The sequence below is a fragment of the Neptuniibacter sp. QD57_21 genome (assembly GCF_047778075.1).
GTDB lineage: Bacteria > Pseudomonadota > Gammaproteobacteria > Pseudomonadales > Balneatricaceae > Neptuniibacter.
On record NZ_CP180549.1, the window covers coordinates 2,051,720 to 2,070,204 of the forward strand.

Sequence of the window (18,485 nt, forward strand, 5' to 3'; positions counted from 1 at the left end):
AACGATCTCCTAATATTTTTCTTCAGTTGAGAAAGGCTTATTCTGTTTTTTCGGCCTGATCACCTTCAGCTTCTATCTCATTTTTTGGTTTTTCTGGGGCTGAAGGTTTCTTACTGGTACTACCAGAACTATTGTTTGCAGCGACCGGAGGCCTAGGTGGTCGTCTATCCACCCTTAATACATCAGTAGTAACCTCACCTCTAACTTGAGCTTTTTCACCTCTCTGCGGTGGTCGATCACTAAAGTGCCTTACGCCCTCACTGTCTACCCACATGTACATTTCGCCAGCTGAAAGATCAGCTGCGAGTAAAATAAGTCCTGAAGTAAACGCAATCCGCTTTAGCATAGGGAGCCTCCTTTCTACCCAGCATAGCAGTCATCTGTACAAATAACACACAACAGTAATTTGTAGTTTAGAGCACGCATACGGAGAGCACTTCAACCAAGTTACAGTTTTGCTAGCTTAACTCTTCGACGCCACGGTTTGCCAGTTGATCGGCCAGTTCGTTTTCAGGATGACCACTATGCCCCTTTACCCAGCGCCAATCGATTGAATGAGGCTCGGTTGCTTTGTCTAAGCGCTGCCATAAATCTGCATTTTTGACTGGTTTTTTCTGTGAGTTTTTCCAACCACGCTTCTTCCAGCCATCAATCCATTCAGTTATGCCTTGTCGGACATATTGAGAATCAGTGGTAAGCACAACTTCACAAGGGCGATTAAGTGTTTCAAGCGCTTTAATTGCGGCCAATAACTCCATGCGATTATTAGTTGTATCCTGTTCACCACCCCAAAGCTGCTTTTCAGCATCCCCATAACGCATAACGGCCCCCCACCCTCCTGGTCCAGGGTTTCCTTTACACGCACCATCAGTGAATATTTCAACGATCTTCACAAACTTTCCTTAATGATTTTCGGGTAGTGGGTTCCGCGACTGGCAGAGTAATAAGCCTTCTTAATCCCCAACCAGAACGCAGCGGAGTCATGCCAGCAATATCTTTACGTGCCAACAAAACAGAAAAAGCACCTGTGTGGCCGGGTAAACGCCTTGCAACACTTTCAACTAGCCTGAAACGGCTTCGCCATTTCGCTTTAGTAAGCGGAGCGCGATAATAACCTGAAAGTTGTCGCAGTTCAGTTAATTCTAAAAGTTTTAACCAGTCAGACAGCCTTTTGTGGCTAAGGAAGCGACCACTCCATGGCGGCATATCACTTTTACGCTTTGTCAGTCGATAAAGCCCCCAAGAGCTGACAGGATTGAATCCCACAATTACAACATGACCTCCAGGCCTAAGGATTCTAGAAGCTTCCCGTAAAACTTGATGAGGGGAATCAGTAAAATCTAACGCATGATGGAGAAGCACTACATCAACGCTTTCATGAGCTAAAGGTATCTCAGTATTCTCAGCGACAATGCAATTATCGCCAACACCTAAGCCAAGCTTGGGAATAACCGAGAAACAGTGAGTAACTGGACTACTTTCAAATAAAGTAATCCGGCTATCTACTGAAAACTGTACTAAGTGCATGCCAAACAGAGCACCAATCACACGCTCTACAGTATCCCTTTCAGCTTGAAGAAGCTCTTGACCTAATTCGGTATCAAACCAAGCCATAATATGTGGGAGCTGAGTTTCTAAAGAGCGACTCATCTTATTTGCCATAATTTTGTCTAATTAGAACTGGCCCAATGTAATATAAGCAGTATTATATTTCTTTTATAACACTGCAAATGAAGGTTTTCCTTTCACTTGATAGAGGCGGTCAAATGTTTAGCGTTACACCAATTCCTGCTTTCTCTGATAATTATATTTGGCTCCTTAAGCTTCCTGACAGCCAGAAAGTCGCTGTGATCGATCCAGGTGATGCAGCTCCGGTTATCGCATACCTTAATGATAATAGCCTTGAACTCGACACCATATTAATCACACACCACCACTACGATCATACTGACGGAGTAAAAGAACTTACGGACAGATATCAAGTTCCTGTTTATGGGCCTCATAACTCTCCTTTCTCAGGTATAACCAATCCCCTTAAGGAAAACGATACACTTGATCTATGGGGACAAAAGCTCGTCATTAAAGAGATACCTGGACATACACTCGACCATATCAGCTACTTTTCTAGCACCGAGCAACCTCAGTTATTCTGCGGGGATACGCTATTTTTAGCGGGATGCGGGCGTTTGTTTGAAGGCACGCCACAGCAGATGTTAGCAGCGATGAATCATTTCCATTCATTGCCAGATAACACCGAAGTTTACTGCACACATGAATATTCATTGGCCAATCTAGCCTTTGCAGAGGCAGTTGAACCTGACAATTCAGATGTTAAAGATGCGATTAACCAATGCACTTCGCTTCGTAATTCTGATCGCCCAACATTGCCATCATCAATAGCCCAAGAAAAACGTATTAACCCTTTTATGCGTTCAGATCAGACAAGCGTCATTAGTGCTGCGAAGCAATTCACTCATCAAACAGAGTTAGACCAAGAAGCGGTGTTTGCAGCTATAAGGGAATGGAAGAATCAATTTTAATTTGTTGATTTTCTAGCTTTTCTAGAGAACCCTTGACCCCTCAAGGGCCACTGATAGAATGGATCGATTTGGGAACCTCAGAATAAGCCATAGTCGTATAGGACATTGTCTTGTTCGTAGGATCCTCTACCTCCTAAACACCGGAGCACCATGTTTTCATCTTCTAAATCGGTCCTGCTATCTATAGCTGCATGCGTAGTATTAAGCGGTTGCCAATCCGTTACCGAAAAAAACACTATTCCTTCTAATACAGGGATAGATCATCAGCCTTCTCAAGCCAATCACACCTTATCACCTAAAGAGAAGACTGAAGCCATCCCAACGGATTTATGGGAAGTCACACGTACTCACATGCAGATGGATCTGCATTTAGATAACCCAAGAGTTCAAACTCAGCTTAAGTGGTATAAGAAACACCCTAACCATATGGCACGCGTGGTAAAACGTGCAGCTCCTTATTATCACCATATTCTAAACAGTGCGATTGAACGTGGCATCCCCGTCGAATTAGCCCTACTTCCAATTATTGAAAGTGCTTACGATCCATTTGCATACTCTCACGGCCGCGCAGCAGGTCCATGGCAATTCATCCCCTCAACGGGTAAGTATTTCGGCCTAAAGCAAAACTGGTGGTATGACGGACGTCGTGACATTTTGAGTTCAACTGATGCTGCCTATACATACCTACAACAGTTACATAAACGTTTTAATGGTGACTGGCTACTCGCCCTAGCAGCTTACAACGCAGGGGGCGGTAACGTTTCTAAAGCTATAAAACGTAACAAGCGTCAAGATAAGCCAACCGACTATTGGTCTTTAAAACTGCCGAAAGAAACGATGGCTTATGTACCTAAATTCTTAGCTGTCGCTGAGGTCGTAAAAAATTCGGGTCATTACGGCTTAACTTTACAACCAATCCCGAACGAACCACATTTCGCTGCTGTTGAAACAGGTAGCCAGATTGATATTGCCCAAGCTGCCTCTATGGCTGATATCAGCACTAAAGAGATGTACCTTTTGAACCCTGGCTTTAACCGCTGGGCCACTGCGCCAGAAGGGCCGCATCGTTTGTTGGTTCCGGTTGATAACGCCGAGCAATTTACCAAAGCACTCTCCGAGCTACCCAGCGATCAACGCGTTAAGTGGGCACGTTATAAAATTCAATCCGGCGATTCTTTGATCGCTATCGCTAAGAAATATAAGACATCTGTCAGCCTTATCCGCTCGACTAATAAGATCAGCGGCAACAATATCAGAGCAGGCAAAACACTGCTGGTTCCAACAGCAAGTAAACGGGCAACAGAATATGTCCTCAGTCAGCAACAACGTCATGCTGACAGACAGAAAACCATTTCACGTACAACTGATCGCCAACAAAAGCATCACACGGTCCAGTCAGGTGATAGTTTTTGGAGCATTGCCAACCGTTACAACGTCGGTGTACGCCAGTTAGCACGTTGGAACAGCATGGCACCAGGTGACCCATTACGAGTTGGCAAGAAACTAGTTATTTGGAGCAAACCAACACAAACCGCGCTAAATGAAACTGATCGCCAAGTAATCCGCAAAGTAGGTTACAAGGTACGCCAAGGTGATTCGCTTTCTGTTATCGCCAACAAATTTAATGTTAATGTTGCGGATATCTTACGTTGGAACAAGATCAACAAAGCTAAGTATATTCGCCCAGGGCAACATCTGACCTTGTATGTAGATGTTACCCGAGCACACTAATTCAGGACGACTGACTCATGGACGCTACAAGTATTTTTATTATTGTTTTTGCGACAGTCACTGCAATTGCGTTTAAAGTCATTCTTTATAAACGCATTCAAAAGTGGATGGATCAAGACCTAATAAAAGGTCTAGCTGATGGCAATGAGGAAAAACTAACGTTCCTACAACAGCAATATCAGCAACTCGTCGACGCCAAAGTTAAGCGTAAGCATCTCCATAATCAGCTAACTGAATTGTCCGAACAATTTGAACAAAAAAGCTAAGGAACAGTCTTATCAGTGGCTTTTACTGGAACCCAGCAAAGGTCACTGATATAAAAGATAATTTACGTTAAGAAGGAACCTTAGATTGCTTACACTCAAACCTCGTACTTGCTCTTCTCTACGCAAATTAAGTATTTGGTTGTGCCTTTCCAGTTTCCTTACTCCTGCACCTCTATTGGCAGATGCGGTTACATCAAGCCATGGCATTGCAATGCATGGCGACCTTAAATACCCTGCCAACTTTAAGCACTTTGATTATGTGAACCCTGATGCACCCAAAGGCGGCAAAGCCATTCAATCTGCTTTGGGAACATTTGATAGCTTTAATAACTTCATCGTCAAAGGAACCCCTGCTGACGGGCTTGGCCTCCTATACGATAGTTTACTTGGTAAAGCTCAAGACGAACCTTTTTCCCTATATGGTCTCGTTGCTGAATCACTAGAAGTGCCAGCTGATCGTAGCTGGATTATTTTTAATATACGCCCTGAAGCAAAATTTAGTGACGGCCACCCAATTACTGCAGAAGACGTAGTTTTCAGTTTAGAAACCTTGAGATCTAAAGGCGCACCTTTCTACAAAGCATACTATGCCGACATAGAATCAGTTGAAGCACTTAATCCTCACCGAGTTAAATTTAATTTCCGCAACAACCTTAACCGTGAGTTAGCCCTTATCGTTGGTGAAATTGCAATTTTACCTAAACATTTTTGGCAAGATAGAGATTTCCAAAAACCGAGTTTAGATATTCCGGTTGCCTCTGGTTCATACACGATTGATAGTTTTGATGCCGGACGTAGTATCACCTATAAGCTAAGCCCTGATTACTGGGGTAAAGACCTACCCGTTAATAGAGGTCGTCATAATATTGAATTTCTGACCTACGATTACTACAGGGATAACACGGTAGCAATGGAAGCTTTTAAAGCTGGTGAATACGATTTCCGTCAAGAAAATTCATCAAAGCGCTGGGCTACTAGCTATACAGGGTCTGCAGTAGATTCAGGCAAGATAATTGTCAAAGAGTTAGGTCATGAAAACCCAACAGGTATGCAAGCCTTCGTCCTAAACACTCGACGACCGCAATTTGAAGACCCGCGTGTTAGACAAGCACTAGCGCTAGCATTTGATTTCGAATGGACCAATAGAAACATCTTTTACAACGCCTATACCCGTACCCATAGCTTTTTCTCCAACTCGGAGATGGCCGCTACTAGCCTGCCAACCGAGAAAGAGATCGAGATACTTGAGCCTATTCGTGACCAAATCCCTACCGAGGTATTTACTCAAGTTTATCGTGCTCCTGAAACCAGTGGTAATGGACGAATCTATACCGAGCTGCGTCAAGCTAAACGCCTACTTCAACAAGCCGGATGGATCTTTAAACAAGGTAAGTTAGTCCACAAAGAGACTGGCGAACCACTTAAAATTGAAATGCTGCTTTATTCACCTGCTTTCGAACGAGTAGTCGCTCCCTTTATTCGTAACTTGGAACGATTGGGTATTCGCTCAAGCATTCGTTTAGTTGATGTTTCACAATACATCAGCCGCCTGCGTAAGTATGATTTTGACGTAGTTGTAAGCGGATTTGGTCAATCCTCCTCACCGGGTAATGAACAACGTGATTACTGGCATTCCTCTGGTGCTGATGTTGAAGGCAGCCGTAATCTCATCGGAATCAAAAATCCAGCGGTTGATTACCTAGTTGACCAGCTTATTCAATCCCCTGATCGTGAGCAGTTGGTTTTACGAACTCGTGCCCTTGATCGCGTGCTGCAATGGAATCATTACGTTATCCCTCAATACCATATTAATAAATATAGAGTGGCTTATTGGGATAAATTTGAAATGCCGAGCACTCGCCCTAAATACAATCTAGGTTTTGATACTTGGTGGATCAAACCATCCGAGGACGCTAAATAATGGCTGCGTATATTCTAAGGCGTTTACTTCTGATCATTCCTACCTTGATAGGAATTCTGACGATCAACTTTATCATTGTTCAAGCAGCCCCTGGCGGCCCCGTTGAGCAAACCATTGCTCAATTGGAAGGCATTAATGTCGGTGCGACGGCTCGAGTCAGTGGCGCACAAAATGACCTAACAACCGAAGCAAGCAGCGCGAATGGTGGTGACAGCAGCTATCGTGGTGCGAGAGGCTTAGACCCAGAATTGGTAAAAGAGATCGAAGCGCTATACGGTTTTGATAAACCCGCTCACGAACGCTTTTGGCAGATGCTAAAAAATTACGCCGTTTTCGATTTTGGAAATAGCTTATTTAGTGACAAATCGGTAGTCGATTTAATCATCGAAAAACTACCGGTCTCTATCTCCTTAGGCCTTTGGGCGACATTGATTACTTACGCTGTTTCCATTCCTTTGGGTATACGTAAAGCGGTTAAAGACGGCACCCCTTTTGATATCTGGACCAGTACTGCAATAATCGTTGGCTACGCCATTCCGAACTTCCTATTTGCGATTTTACTGATCGTCATCTTCGCAGGCGGCACTTGGTTAGACTGGTTCCCACTTCGAGGACTGACGTCACCTAACTTTGATGAATTAAGTTTGTGGGGCCAGATTAAAGATTACTTCTGGCACATCACCCTACCAGTTATCGCAACTGTGATCGGCAGCTTTGCGACATTAACGATGCTAACCAAAAATTCATTTTTAGATGAGATCAACAAGCAATATGTGCTTACGGCGCGTGCTAAAGGCCTTTCCGAAAAGAAAGTCCTTTATGGTCACGTCTTCCGTAACGCTATGCTTATCATCATTGCTGGTATGCCTGCAGCGCTTATCTCAATCTTCTTTACCGGCTCTATGCTGATTGAGGTCATCTTCTCCCTTGATGGCATTGGACTGCTAGGTTATGAGGCTGTAATCAACCGTGATTACCCTGTTATCTTTGGCACCCTGTATATCTTCACCCTTATCGGTTTATTACTTAAATTGATCAGTGACATTACTTATGTACTGGTAGACCCAAGAATAGATTTTGAAAGCAGGGAGCTTTAATCATGGGTGTATTAGTTAATAAACTCAGCCCTCTCAATCAGCGCAGGGTCGAAAACTTCCGTAAAAACAAACGCGGCTATTGGTCTTTATGGCTCTTCAGCACGCTATTTTTCCTATCGTTATTTGCAGAGATTATTGCGAATGATGATCCGCTGGTAGTGTCGTATAAGGGCGATCTATATTTCCCGGTCGCTGTGAATTACACCGAACTGACCTTTGGTGGTGAATTTGAAAGCCCTGCGGATTTCAAAGATCCTTACATTCAAGACCTTATACATAATGAAGGACAAGGCTGGATTATCTGGCCGCTGATTAAGTACAACTACAGCACGATCAATTACGATCTTCCCGTACCAGCACCATCACCTCCAACAATGGATAACCTACTAGGTACAGACGATCAGGCTCGTGATGTACTTGCTCGCGTCATATACGGTTTTAGGATCTCAATCCTATTTGCCGTAGTTTTGACTTTAGCGAGCTCTGTTATCGGTGTAGTTGCTGGTGCTATTCAGGGCTACTACGGCGGTAAAGTTGACCTTTTCTTCCAACGCTTTATCGAGATCTGGTCTGGTCTTCCGGTTCTGTTCTTGCTGATCATTTTAGCCAGCATTGTTGAGCCAAATTTCTGGTGGCTATTGGGTATTATGCTTCTGTTCTCTTGGATGCAGCTGGTTGATGTCGTACGTGCCGAATTTTTACGTGGTCGTAATCTCGAATATGTTCGAGCCGCGCGTGCGCTTGGCTTAAATAACCGCATGATCATGTTCCGCCATATTCTTCCTAATGCCATGGTGGCAACACTGACCTTTATGCCATTTATCTTTAATGGATCTGTTGTTACGTTGACCGCTCTGGATTTCTTGGGCTTTGGCCTGCCTCCAGGCAGTCCATCATTGGGTGAATTAGTTGCTCAAGGTAAAACAAACCTTCATGCACCATGGTTAGGTATCACGGCTTTCTGTAGCCTTGCATTGATGCTTACCCTTCTAATCTTTATAGGTGAAGCTGTACGTGACGCCTTCGACCCAAGGAAAGTGTCATGAAGTCTCCGCTATTAAGTGTTCGCAACCTATCCGTCACTTTTGATCAGGGTAGTGAAGCTGCTGTAGAAGCAGTGAAACAAGTTAGCTTTGATATACCGAAGGGTGAAACTCTTGCATTGGTAGGAGAATCAGGTTCTGGCAAATCCGTATCTGCAATGTCAGTTCTGCGTTTACTCCCCTACCCTAAAGCAAGTCACCCTAGCGGTGAAATTCACTATGATGGCCAAGATCTGCTGAGCTATAACGAAAATCAGATGCGCCAGTTACGCGGCGATAAGATCAGCGTTATCTTTCAGGAACCAATGACGTCGCTCAACCCGCTACACACAATTCAGAAACAGATAGGGGAAACTCTACTTCTGCATAGAGGGATGACTGGTAAACAAGCACGATCTCGAATTCTTGAACTACTTGAGTTAGTTGGCATCCCTGAGCCTGAGAAACGCTTAAATAGCTACCCTCATGAACTTTCCGGGGGGCAACGTCAACGTGTAATGATCGCGATGGCACTCGCCAATGATCCTGAACTGCTTATCGCAGACGAGCCAACCACAGCACTTGATGTAACAATTCAGGAACAGATTCTAGAGTTACTAAAGTCTCTGCAAGAAAAACTGGGCATGGCGATTTTGCTGATTACTCATGACCTTAATATTGTTCGTCGTTACGCGCATCATGTCTGTGTTATGTATAAAGGTGAGCAAGTCGAATCGGCTCCAACGGCTCAACTGTTTGCACAACCACAACACCCTTACACACAAACGCTGTTAGATGCGGAACCATCAGGTAATCCTGCTATTGTTCAATGCGAGCAAGAGCGCTTACTAGAAACAGACAAATTAAAAGTCTGGTTCCCTATTACAAAAGGCTTTTTCAAAAAGACCGTAGACCATATTAAAGCGGTAAACAGCATCAACCTTTCTGTTAACCGCGGTGAAACACTTGGCATTGTGGGAGAGTCTGGCTCAGGAAAAACCACATTAGGCCTCGCTATTTTGAAACTACAACGTAGTGAAGGTGAAATTACATTTGATCAGACCGCTCTAGCACCTTTAGATCAAAAAGCGGTTAAACCTTTACGTAAACGGATGCAGATAGTTTTTCAGGATCCGTTCGGCAGCTTGAGTCCGCGCATGTCTATTGCTGAGATCATTGCCGAAGGACTCGATATCCACCAGCCAGAATCTAAAGCTGAGCACGAACAAGCGATCATCGATGTACTACAAGAGGTTGGTATCGACCCTGAAAGTAGACATCGCTATCCGCATGAATTCTCTGGAGGTCAGCGGCAGCGTATCGCCATCGCACGCGCGTTGGTACTGAAGCCTGAACTTATTGTATTAGATGAGCCCACCTCTGCGTTAGATCGCACGGTACAGAAACAAATTGTGGAGCTATTGCGTAACCTTCAGGAAAAATATGGCTTAACTTATCTGTTTATCAGCCATGATTTAGCCGTTGTAAAAGCGCTAAGCCACAAGCTAATAGTGATGCGCCATGGAGATATCGTCGAACAAGGTGATGCCCAACAAATTTTCGCTGCCCCTAAAGCTGAATATACACAACAACTACTGGCAGCTGCATTTAATCAATAAGTCGAGTATGCCTCTCCCACTTTAAGACGAAGCGGTGCTAATTCTTTAGCGCCGTTTCTAGTTCTTTCTATTTACTTTTGTCTGCATCAAGATCAGAGTACGACTATCAGAAAATATAGGATTAATAGTTTCTACAGCTACTAATCCCATATTTTTTGAGGATTAAAACAATGACAAACCCAACGGAGCCACACAAGATTCTTGTGATTGGCGGGGGCGCTGGCGGCCTTGAGCTCGTCACCCAACTAGGCCACCGCTACCGAAAAAATCCCTCAGTTGAAGTAACCCTAGTCGATCAAAAACGTTCTCATATCTGGAAACCTCTTTTACATGAGGTGGCCACGGGTTCGCTTGATCCAAATACAGATGGCGTTGTTTACCATGCTCACGCGGTCAAACACCACTATGAGTTCGAACTAGGTACATTTTGCGGCCTAAATAAAGACACAAAAACCGTCACACTGGCTGAAACAGTCGATGAAGATGGTGTTCAAATACTTCCGGAAAGGCATCTGCAATATGACACCCTTGTTTTAGCGATCGGAAGCGTCAGCAACGATTTCAAAACACCGGGTGTAAAGGATCACTGTTTCTTCCTAGATACGGCTAAACAAGCTGAACGTTTCCATAACGCGCTCATTAACAACTTCATGCGCGTGAACCAGCGTGAAAACGGCGTATTAAATATCGCGATTGTTGGTGCAGGCGCAACGGGTGTTGAGCTTGCAGCTGAGCTTTACAACGTAACCGACATGCTTAAGTCATACGGCCTTCCGAAAATGACGGCTAAACAGCTGAAGGTTACGCTTATCGAAGCTGGTCCACGTATTCTTCCTGCACTGCCTGCTCGTATCTCCGGCTCTGCCCGAGATGAACTAGCAGCTTTGGGTGTAGATGTATGTGAAGATACGTTGATCAAATCAGCGAACGCTAATGGCTTTGAAACGGCTGACGGTTCAGAAATCGAAGCAGATATGATGATCTGGGCCGCTGGCGTTAAGGCACCTGACTTCCTAGCAGATCTTTATGGTTTTGAGTTAACTCGCACGAATCAGATTCTGGTTAAACCTACGCTTCAATCCAGCATCGACGATAGCATTTACGTGATTGGTGATTGCTGTGCTTGTGCGCAGGAAGATGGTAGTTGGGTGCCGCCTCGGGCCCAATCAGCACATCAAATGGCGTCAATCGTTAAGAAAAACATTATTCTTACCGAAAAAGGCAAACCACTTAAAAATTTCGTCTACAAGGACCACGGTTCACTGGTCAACCTTAGCCGTTACAGTACCGTGGGCAGCTTGATGGGCAACCTTTCAAAGAACTCGATGTTTATTGAAGGGAAAATTGCTCGCATCGTTTACGTTTCACTTTATCGTATGCACCAAATTGCTATTCACGGCTTCTTCAAAGCGATGATCGTTTATATTGCTGAGAAGATCGGAAAAGTAGTACGACCGAAGATGAAACTGCACTAAGTTTCTAGATTGGAATAGTACGTTGATTGTTGATCTTAAATCAGCGCACTATTCCCACTCATTTTGATAAGCTACTTCCCTAGTCCAACAATAGTTAGACCCTTCGCTCATCTTTTCTAGTTCCGCTTTTAAAAACTCAGTAAATACTGCCACCTTACGTGGTAGAAAATCCCGCCTAGGATAGAGTAAATACACACCATAGCCTTCTGGCTCAATAGGTGGAAACAACGAGACTAATTCACCTGAGCTTAAGCCATCTTTAAATAGAAAATGAGGCCCCTGCATCACACCGACACCGCTACGACAAAGATCCACCAGCGCCTGACCATCATCAACTACTAAATAGTTTTTGGGATCTAGCTTTTCGGTCTCCCCATCCACTTCAGCCAAAACAGGCATCAACTTACCTGTCTGCTTAAAGCGAAAACGTATCCATCGGTGATTATCAAAATCCTGAAAACTATCGATTTGTCCGCACTTCATAAGGTAGCTTCTTGATGCACAAGTAAGAAAATCCATAGGGCTCAACTTATGCAATACCATACGACTATCAGATACCGTACCTGTTCGGATCGAGAGATCGAATCCCCGTTCGATAATATCGACATATTCATCGGAGAAACTCAATTGCAGACTAATATCCGGATACCGTTCGGTAAATTTACAGAGTAATGGAACAATATATAAACGCCCGTAAGCGACCGGTAAGTTTACCTTTAGAACACCCGTTGCAGACTCATTACCCGATTTAAGACGCTGCTCACACTCATCTAGATCTATGAGTAACGTTCTTACAGTCTCTAGGTATTCCTTTCCCGCATCAGTAATGGTCAGCTTTCGGGTAGAACGATAAAACAGTGTATAGGCTAACTGCTTTTCTAATCGGCTTATCGCCTTGCTTACTGTAGATGCATCCGCACCTAGTACCGCTGCGGCAGCTGCAAATGATCCTTTTTCGCATACGGTAATAAACGTTTTTAATACATTGAATTTATCCATTCATGAAGAATATTCACCAATGAAATTCTGATCAAGATATTTTTCACTTATGAGCTTGATTCTAAAATGGTCGCAATTAACTTTCCGGAGATAAAAATGAGAAAGCAATTTGTACGACTAACAGCAACTCTGGTTTTACTACTCTTAAGTCAACTAACATTCGGCGAGAGTAAGAAGATCGGCATTCTTGTCTTTGATGGTGTTCTAACATCCGATGTAACAGCACCATTAGAAGTTTTTGGCGTCGCCAGTAGAAAAACATGGTTTAGTGACTACACACCTATCGTTATCAATGTTGAAAATAAGCCCGCGGTAACCACTGAAGAGGGCCTAAGCTTAAACAGCCCCTATTGGATCGGTAATGCTCCTGAACTAGACGTTCTAATCGTACCCTCTAGTTACGACATGGACCCACTGCTCGAAAACATCCAATTGATCCAATTCATTAAAACCACGGCTAAAAACGCCGAATGGATGGCGAGTAACTGCTCCGGTTCTTTCTTACTTGGTAAGGCAGGCCTGTTGGATGGATTAAAGGCCACAACTTGGGCTGGCGGTGAAAAGGATCTTGCTCGCACCTTTCCAGATGTAAAAGTCCAATACGATCAGAATGTAGTAATTGACGGTAATGTGATTACGTCCAATGGCAGCTTAGTTAGCTATCAAGCAGCGCTAGTGCTTCTGAGTAAATTAGCATCGGCCTCTAAAGCTAATGAAGTAGCAGAGGCGCTACAATACACACGCTTTTCTACTAAGAAATTTATTTTGTAATTAACTCAGGCCCAGCAAATTTATTTGCTGGGCCTTCCATCATTTATAAACAACGAAAATATTACTCACAAGAAACCGTTCGAGTAGAAGCCCACTCTCTTAAATAATCAATCTTTTCAGACATCACAACAGACAGGGGCTGAGTCTTTCGTAACTCGGCATGCAGTAGAGCTTGATCAAGTTCAACATTCTGGGCATGGGCGGTATAAAAAGCAGAGATAACTGCTTGCTCAATTTCAGCTCCCGAAAATCCAACGCTTTCTTCAATCAATCGCTTAAAGTCAAAGTTGCTTACATCGACACCTTGGCGTTTCAGATGAATATCAAAGATTTTAAAACGAATATCGTCATTAGGGAGATCGACAAAGAAGATCTCATCAAAACGCCCTTTTCGTACAAGCTCCGGTGGCAAGGCTTCAATATCATTCGCCGTAGCTACGATAAATACGGGCGCATCTTTCTCGGCCATCCACGTCAACAAGGTACCCAGCATGCGTGTCGCAGGGCCACCCTCATCACTTCCTGATGAGATCCCTTTTTCAATCTCATCTAACCAAAGCACACAGGGCGCCATAACCTCTGCCGTTTGTAGGGCTTCACGAAGATTACGCTCAGTCTCACCGTAAAATTTGTTATATAGGGCGCCAAAATCCAGTCGTAATAAAGGCGCATGCCAGCTACCTGCAACCGCTTTAGCCGCAAGGCTTTTACCACAACCTTGTACGCCCAATAACAGCATCCCTTTAGGTGCGGGTAAATTACCAACGCCACTATCACCGTTAAAAAATGGTTTTCGTTCATTTAACCAATTTTTAAGTCCGTTAAAACCGGCTATATCAGAGAACTGTGCAGTGTCATATTCAAAATGCATATTCCCCTGCTCACTCAATAGCTGATACTTCGTTTCGTTAATTGCAGGGATATCACTGGTGGTGATCGCACCATCATCAAAAATTGCATTTCTTGCTAATCGCCGAACATCAGATCGGGTTAAACCCGTTAAGTTTCTAACCAAAAGCTGCAGGTTTTCAGAACTCGCCTGCACTTTAGAGCCTGAACTAGCCAACCAGCTCTGTGCTTCCTCTCGAACAATTTTTTCTATCTCCCTACGTTCAGGTAGAGCGATATCTAATTTGGCGCTAAGTTTCATAATCTCAACTGGCACTTCCAACGCGTGGCTAAGCAAGATTAACGTATGGCCTAGTTCATGAAATTTGAGCGCAATATCCTTCAATAAACGTACGTGCATAGGCTCATCCAAAAACGGATGCAAATCCGCCAATACGTAAACACCAGGGGTAGATACTGATTTAATATGCGCTAGGGCTTCGGTCGGTTGCGAGAATAACTTTTGCGGCGGGAGATCACGATCAATTCGCTGAATGCCATCGGTCAAAGTCCACTTGAATAGCGGCCTTTCATACACAGGCTTAAGTGATAACAGCACATCAACCACCTGATTCTCCTCGGTACTTTCGATGACAATTAGAGGGATCTCAGATTTGATTAAGACTTCCAGTTGATGCTGTACCATGCCTAAACTCCATTTAAACTAAAGGAATTACTCTATTACATCTGTAAGTATCTATGCAAAGTAAATCAAATAGTTAACTCGGGCATTTGACCTGTTGACTGAAACAGTGGATCCAAGCCTAATTGCTGTAATAAAGAAAAGGAATTCCGATGAAACTACTGACTTTAATAGTATGGCTAAGCAGCATAGCTATATACCTTTCAAGTGACACTCTAGGGCTTCACGGATATATAACCATCGCCATACCTTCAACATTTCTACTCTTATCATTTATCTTGGTAGAACAGTTCAAAGCGATGTTCAGATGGTTTCATCATTTGATCGTAATTCAAATATTGTTTTGGTACCTATATTCGATTTACTTGCATATCCCAAGAATGGAAGGCAACGTCATAGAACAATACCTTTCATATTCACAGATTTTCCTAACGGCTAATTGGTACATTGGTTTTATGCTGTTTTTTGGACTAATTTCGATACCGCAAACAAAGAAGACCAAGCAAGCCATGCTCCATCCAACAATTGAATGCGCAATACCTGAAGAATCATTAGGCAAAAAATAAGGCGGTTAAACCGCCTTATTAGATTTATAAAAAATTATAACTTTTCGTTCTTTAGGAAACTGAAGCCACATCAGAGATAACCTGGCGTATCCAACGGTGAGCAGCGTTATGTTGTAGCAATGGGCTCCAAGCCATTTTGAACTCAAATTCCGGAATATCAAAAGGCGGTTTTTTCACTACTAATCTGGGGTTTTCAGATTGGATAGAAGCAGCACGACTTGGAATAGTTGCGATAAGACCACGCTGAGAAGCAAGCAAAGCAGCTGATTGATAGTGTCGAGTGAATACCGAGATATGGCGCTTATAGCCAATTGAGTCTAATGCCTCATCAACCCAACCGAGCCGCTTGGTATCTTCAGGCGTGATACCCATACCTGCTCCCATGCCGGTTTTACTCACCCAAACATGATTTGCCCTAATATAAGTTTCCAAACAGTAATCATGGGAAATGGGATTATCTACGGCAAACAAACACGAAAACGAATCTTTCCATAAGGTCTTTTGGTGGAAGGATTGCGGCATAGTATCAAAACGGTTGATGACCAGATCAACCAAGCCCTGCTCCACTTCAAGAAAGCTCATATCACTCGGCGTTAAGATATCAAGAACAACATCAGGCGCTTCACGGTTCAAACGCTTTAATAATCGGGGTAATAGTGTTGCCTCACCATAGTCACTGGTCATTATACGAAAGACTCGATCACTGGATTTAGCATCAAACTCAGTTGTTGGTTCTATAACCTGTTCTACCGATGCAAGGATCTGTCTAAGCAGTGGCTGCAATGATTGAGCACGCTCAGTAGGCACCATTCCTTCACTGGTTCGAACCAAAAGTGGGTCACCAAAAGTTTCACGCAACCGCCGCAAACCGTTACTCATAGCGGGCTGTGTAATCCCAAGTAAGCTGGCGGATCGAGTCACATTACGCTCCCGCAGCAAAATATCAAGATACACCAAAAGGTTAAGGTCGATTTTATCCAGATTCATATCAATGCCGTAATCATGCGTGTTTCAGTAATAATACCATAGACCTATTCACAGGATAAATACTGCAAATAACAGGCATTTATTTCAATTATAGGGTTAACCGCACTAGAATCGATTGCGAAACTTTTAAGAGTTAGCCGAAAACTGGCTAGCAACTAATATAGAAGGAATGACCATGTCATCACTGAACAAAGACATCGAAAGCATTGCAGGTCTTAAAGCTGAAGCTGGTAGCCCTTGGGATGCAATCAACCCAGAATCTGCTGCACGCATGCGCGCTCAGAACAAATTCAAAACTGGCCTAGATATCGCTAAGTACACTGCTGGTATCATGCGTCGCGACATGGCTGAGTTCGACAAAGACAAAACTAAGTACACTCAGTCTCTAGGCTGCTGGCACGGTTTTGTTGGTCAGCAAAAGCTGATCTCTATCAAGAAGCACTTCGGTTCTACTGAGCGTCGTTACCTATACCTATCTGGTTGGATGGTTGCTGCTCTACGTTCTGACTTCGGTCCTCTACCAGACCAGTCTATGCACGAGAAAACTTCTGTTGCTTCTCTTGTTAACGAACTTTACACATTCCTTCGTCAAGCTGACGCTCGTGAACTAGGCGGTCTATTCCGTGCACTAGACAAAGCACGTGAAGCTGGTGACGCTGCTCTAGAAGCTGACATCCAGTCTCAGATCGACAACCACGAAACTCACGTAGTGCCAATCGTTGCTGACATCGATGCTGGTTTCGGTAACGCTGAAGCGACTTACCTAATGGCTAAGCAGATGATCGAAGCAGGTGCATGCTGCCTACAGATCGAAAACCAGGTTGCTGACGAGAAGCAGTGTGGTCACCAGGACGGTAAAGTAACTGTTCCTCACGCTGACTTCCACGCTAAACTACGTGCTCTACGTTACGCTTTCCTTGAGCTAGGTGTAGATGACGGTGTTATCGTTGCTCGTACTGACTCTGAAGGTGCTGGCCTAACTAAAGAAATCGCTGTAGTTAAAGAACCAGGCGACCAAGGCGACGTTTACAACTCTTACCTAGACGTTGAAGAAGTTGCTCCAGAAGATACTGCTGAAGGCGACGTACTAATCAGCCGTAACGGCAAGCTAGTTCGTCCTAAGCGTCTACCTTCTGGTCTATACCAGTTCCGCGCAGGTACTGGCCACGAGCGTTGCGTATTCGATTGTATCGAAGCTATCAATGCTGGTGCTGACCTTCTTTGGATCGAGACTGCTGTACCAACAGTTCACGAAATCAAAGGCATGATGGACGACGTTCGCAAGGTTCACCCAAATGCGAAACTAGTTTACAACAACTCTCCATCTTTCAACTGGACTCTAAACTTCCGTCAGCAGACTTACGATGCATGGGCTGCTGAAGGTAAAGACGTTTCTGGTTACGACCGCGACAACCTAATGTCTGCTGATTACGACGGTTCAGAACTGTCTGACGCTGCTGACGCTCGCGTTCAAACGTTCCAGGCTGATACTGCTCGCGAAGCGAACGTATTCCACCACCTAATCACTCTGCCTACTTACCACACGACTGCACTGTCTGTTGATAACTTGGCTAAAGAATACTTCGGTGAGAAGGCTATGCTTGGTTACGTTGAAGGCGTACAGCGTAAAGAGATCCGTCAGACTATCGCATGTGTTAAGCACCAAAACATGTCTGGTTCTGACATCGGCGACGACCACAAAGAATACTTTGCTGGTGAGAACGCTCTAAAAGCTGGCGGCGCGAAGAACACTTCTAACCAGTTCAGCTAAGCAATACTAGCTAAGGCAAATGTTCTAGCTAGCTAGGGCATCTACCTTGCATAGAAAGGCGGCCCCTTTTTAAGGTGTCGCCTTTTTTATACCTGCTACAAATACTTAGAAAGTTAAAAAGGATTCATTTTGATTTTTAAGATAGAATCCCCTACTGCTTTCAATTGCAAACTGATTAAGTGATTTAGA

16 protein-coding genes are annotated in these 18,485 nt (G+C 44.0%); 10 read left to right on the forward strand and 6 right to left on the reverse strand.

All coding sequences use genetic code 11. The features are described from left to right. Positions 1 to 37: 37 nt before the first annotated feature. The 3 genes from ACMXYS_RS09140 to ACMXYS_RS09150 all read right to left on the reverse strand — a co-directional run bounded on the left by ACMXYS_RS09140 (position 38) and on the right by ACMXYS_RS09150 (position 1,650). Entirely contained in the window at positions 38 to 346 is a 309-nt protein-coding gene (locus ACMXYS_RS09140) for a DUF4124 domain-containing protein (protein WP_415896319.1), read from the reverse strand. Between the two features lie 112 nt (positions 347 to 458). Further along, entirely contained in the window at positions 459 to 893 is a 435-nt protein-coding gene (rnhA, locus tag ACMXYS_RS09145) for a ribonuclease HI (RefSeq protein ID WP_415881410.1), read from the reverse strand. Continuing rightward, entirely contained in the window at positions 880 to 1,650 is a 771-nt protein-coding gene (locus tag ACMXYS_RS09150; protein ID WP_415896320.1) for a class I SAM-dependent methyltransferase, read from the reverse strand. Before ACMXYS_RS09150 ends, rnhA begins: the two co-directional genes overlap by 14 nt. A 116-nt stretch (positions 1,651 to 1,766) precedes the next feature. Between ACMXYS_RS09150 and gloB the strand changes: the two genes are divergently transcribed. The 8 genes from gloB (at position 1,767) to ACMXYS_RS09190 (ending at position 11,671) form a co-directional block, all read left to right on the forward strand. Then, positions 1,767 to 2,540 (forward strand): hydroxyacylglutathione hydrolase, encoded by a 774-nt coding sequence (gene gloB, locus ACMXYS_RS09155; protein WP_415881412.1) that lies wholly within the window; start codon positions 1,767 to 1,769, stop codon positions 2,538 to 2,540. Between the two features lie 150 nt (positions 2,541 to 2,690). Next, complete coding sequence (locus ACMXYS_RS09160; RefSeq protein ID WP_415896321.1) at positions 2,691 to 4,271, forward strand: LysM peptidoglycan-binding domain-containing protein; 1,581 nt, start codon at positions 2,691 to 2,693, stop codon at positions 4,269 to 4,271. A gap of 17 nt (positions 4,272 to 4,288) precedes the next feature. Beyond that, positions 4,289 to 4,537: a hypothetical protein gene (locus ACMXYS_RS09165; protein ID WP_415881414.1), complete on the forward strand. Its 249-nt coding sequence runs from the start codon at positions 4,289 to 4,291 to the stop codon at positions 4,535 to 4,537. An 85-nt stretch (positions 4,538 to 4,622) separates the two neighbouring features. Beyond that, positions 4,623 to 6,458, forward strand: coding sequence for an extracellular solute-binding protein (locus tag ACMXYS_RS09170; protein ID WP_415881415.1), 1,836 nt, complete (start codon positions 4,623 to 4,625; stop codon positions 6,456 to 6,458). Beyond that, entirely contained in the window at positions 6,458 to 7,555 is a 1,098-nt protein-coding gene (locus tag ACMXYS_RS09175; RefSeq protein WP_415881416.1) for a microcin C ABC transporter permease YejB, read from the forward strand. The genes ACMXYS_RS09170 and ACMXYS_RS09175 overlap by 1 nt, the downstream gene beginning before the upstream one ends. Before the next feature lie 2 nt (positions 7,556 to 7,557). Beyond that, positions 7,558 to 8,601, forward strand: coding sequence for an ABC transporter permease (locus ACMXYS_RS09180; protein WP_415881417.1), 1,044 nt, complete (start codon positions 7,558 to 7,560; stop codon positions 8,599 to 8,601). Beyond that, positions 8,598 to 10,196, forward strand: a complete 1,599-nt coding sequence (locus ACMXYS_RS09185; RefSeq protein WP_415881418.1) for an ABC transporter ATP-binding protein — start codon at positions 8,598 to 8,600, stop codon at positions 10,194 to 10,196. Before ACMXYS_RS09180 ends, ACMXYS_RS09185 begins: the two co-directional genes overlap by 4 nt. Positions 10,197 to 10,366: 170 nt before the next feature. Beyond that, positions 10,367 to 11,671 carry an NAD(P)/FAD-dependent oxidoreductase gene (locus ACMXYS_RS09190; RefSeq protein WP_415881419.1) on the forward strand — a complete coding sequence of 435 codons (1,305 nt, stop codon included), beginning with the start codon at positions 10,367 to 10,369 and terminating at the stop codon, positions 11,669 to 11,671. A gap of 48 nt (positions 11,672 to 11,719) precedes the next feature. On the opposite strand, the gene ACMXYS_RS09195 is transcribed toward ACMXYS_RS09190, so the two are convergent. Next, entirely contained in the window at positions 11,720 to 12,670 is a 951-nt protein-coding gene (locus ACMXYS_RS09195) for a LysR substrate-binding domain-containing protein (RefSeq protein ID WP_415881420.1), read from the reverse strand. A gap of 96 nt (positions 12,671 to 12,766) precedes the next feature. Here ACMXYS_RS09195 and ACMXYS_RS09200 point away from each other — a divergent pair, with 96 nt between their 5' ends. Then, entirely contained in the window at positions 12,767 to 13,441 is a 675-nt protein-coding gene (locus tag ACMXYS_RS09200; protein ID WP_415881421.1) for a DJ-1/PfpI family protein, read from the forward strand. A gap of 61 nt (positions 13,442 to 13,502) precedes the next feature. Here ACMXYS_RS09200 and ACMXYS_RS09205 read toward each other — a convergent pair whose 3' ends face one another. Both ACMXYS_RS09205 and ACMXYS_RS09210 read right to left on the reverse strand, forming a co-directional pair. After that, the gene (locus tag ACMXYS_RS09205; RefSeq protein ID WP_415881422.1) at positions 13,503 to 14,975 is read right to left on the reverse strand and encodes an AAA family ATPase; all 1,473 of its coding nucleotides are present in this window, start codon (positions 14,973 to 14,975) and stop codon (positions 13,503 to 13,505) included. Positions 14,976 to 15,589: 614 nt separating this feature from the next. Further along, entirely contained in the window at positions 15,590 to 16,525 is a 936-nt protein-coding gene (locus ACMXYS_RS09210) for a LysR family transcriptional regulator (protein ID WP_415881424.1), read from the reverse strand. A 175-nt stretch (positions 16,526 to 16,700) separates the two neighbouring features. Here ACMXYS_RS09210 and ACMXYS_RS09215 point away from each other — a divergent pair, with 175 nt between their 5' ends. Further along, complete coding sequence (locus tag ACMXYS_RS09215) at positions 16,701 to 18,296, forward strand: isocitrate lyase (RefSeq protein WP_415896322.1); 1,596 nt, start codon at positions 16,701 to 16,703, stop codon at positions 18,294 to 18,296. Positions 18,297 to 18,485 lie beyond the last annotated feature (189 nt).

Coding starts and splice junctions, on each gene's coding strand:
- ACMXYS_RS09200 (WP_415881421.1), top strand. CDS start 12,767: ATGAGAAAGCAATTTGTACGACTAACAGCAACTCTGGTTTTACTACTC.
- ACMXYS_RS09150 (WP_415896320.1), bottom strand. CDS start 1,650: ATGAGTCGCTCTTTAGAAACTCAGCTCCCACATATTATGGCTTGGTTT.
- ACMXYS_RS09190 (WP_415881419.1), top strand. CDS start 10,367: ATGACAAACCCAACGGAGCCACACAAGATTCTTGTGATTGGCGGGGGC.
- ACMXYS_RS09180 (WP_415881417.1), top strand. CDS start 7,558: ATGGGTGTATTAGTTAATAAACTCAGCCCTCTCAATCAGCGCAGGGTC.
- gloB (WP_415881412.1), top strand. CDS start 1,767: ATGTTTAGCGTTACACCAATTCCTGCTTTCTCTGATAATTATATTTGG.
- ACMXYS_RS09215 (WP_415896322.1), top strand. CDS start 16,701: ATGTCATCACTGAACAAAGACATCGAAAGCATTGCAGGTCTTAAAGCT.
- ACMXYS_RS09195 (WP_415881420.1), bottom strand. CDS start 12,670: ATGGATAAATTCAATGTATTAAAAACGTTTATTACCGTATGCGAAAAA.
- ACMXYS_RS09165 (WP_415881414.1), top strand. CDS start 4,289: ATGGACGCTACAAGTATTTTTATTATTGTTTTTGCGACAGTCACTGCA.
- ACMXYS_RS09210 (WP_415881424.1), bottom strand. CDS start 16,525: ATGAATCTGGATAAAATCGACCTTAACCTTTTGGTGTATCTTGATATT.
- ACMXYS_RS09185 (WP_415881418.1), top strand. CDS start 8,598: ATGAAGTCTCCGCTATTAAGTGTTCGCAACCTATCCGTCACTTTTGAT.
- ACMXYS_RS09175 (WP_415881416.1), top strand. CDS start 6,458: ATGGCTGCGTATATTCTAAGGCGTTTACTTCTGATCATTCCTACCTTG.
- ACMXYS_RS09205 (WP_415881422.1), bottom strand. CDS start 14,975: ATGGTACAGCATCAACTGGAAGTCTTAATCAAATCTGAGATCCCTCTA.
- ACMXYS_RS09160 (WP_415896321.1), top strand. CDS start 2,691: ATGTTTTCATCTTCTAAATCGGTCCTGCTATCTATAGCTGCATGCGTA.
- ACMXYS_RS09140 (WP_415896319.1), bottom strand. CDS start 346: ATGCTAAAGCGGATTGCGTTTACTTCAGGACTTATTTTACTCGCAGCT.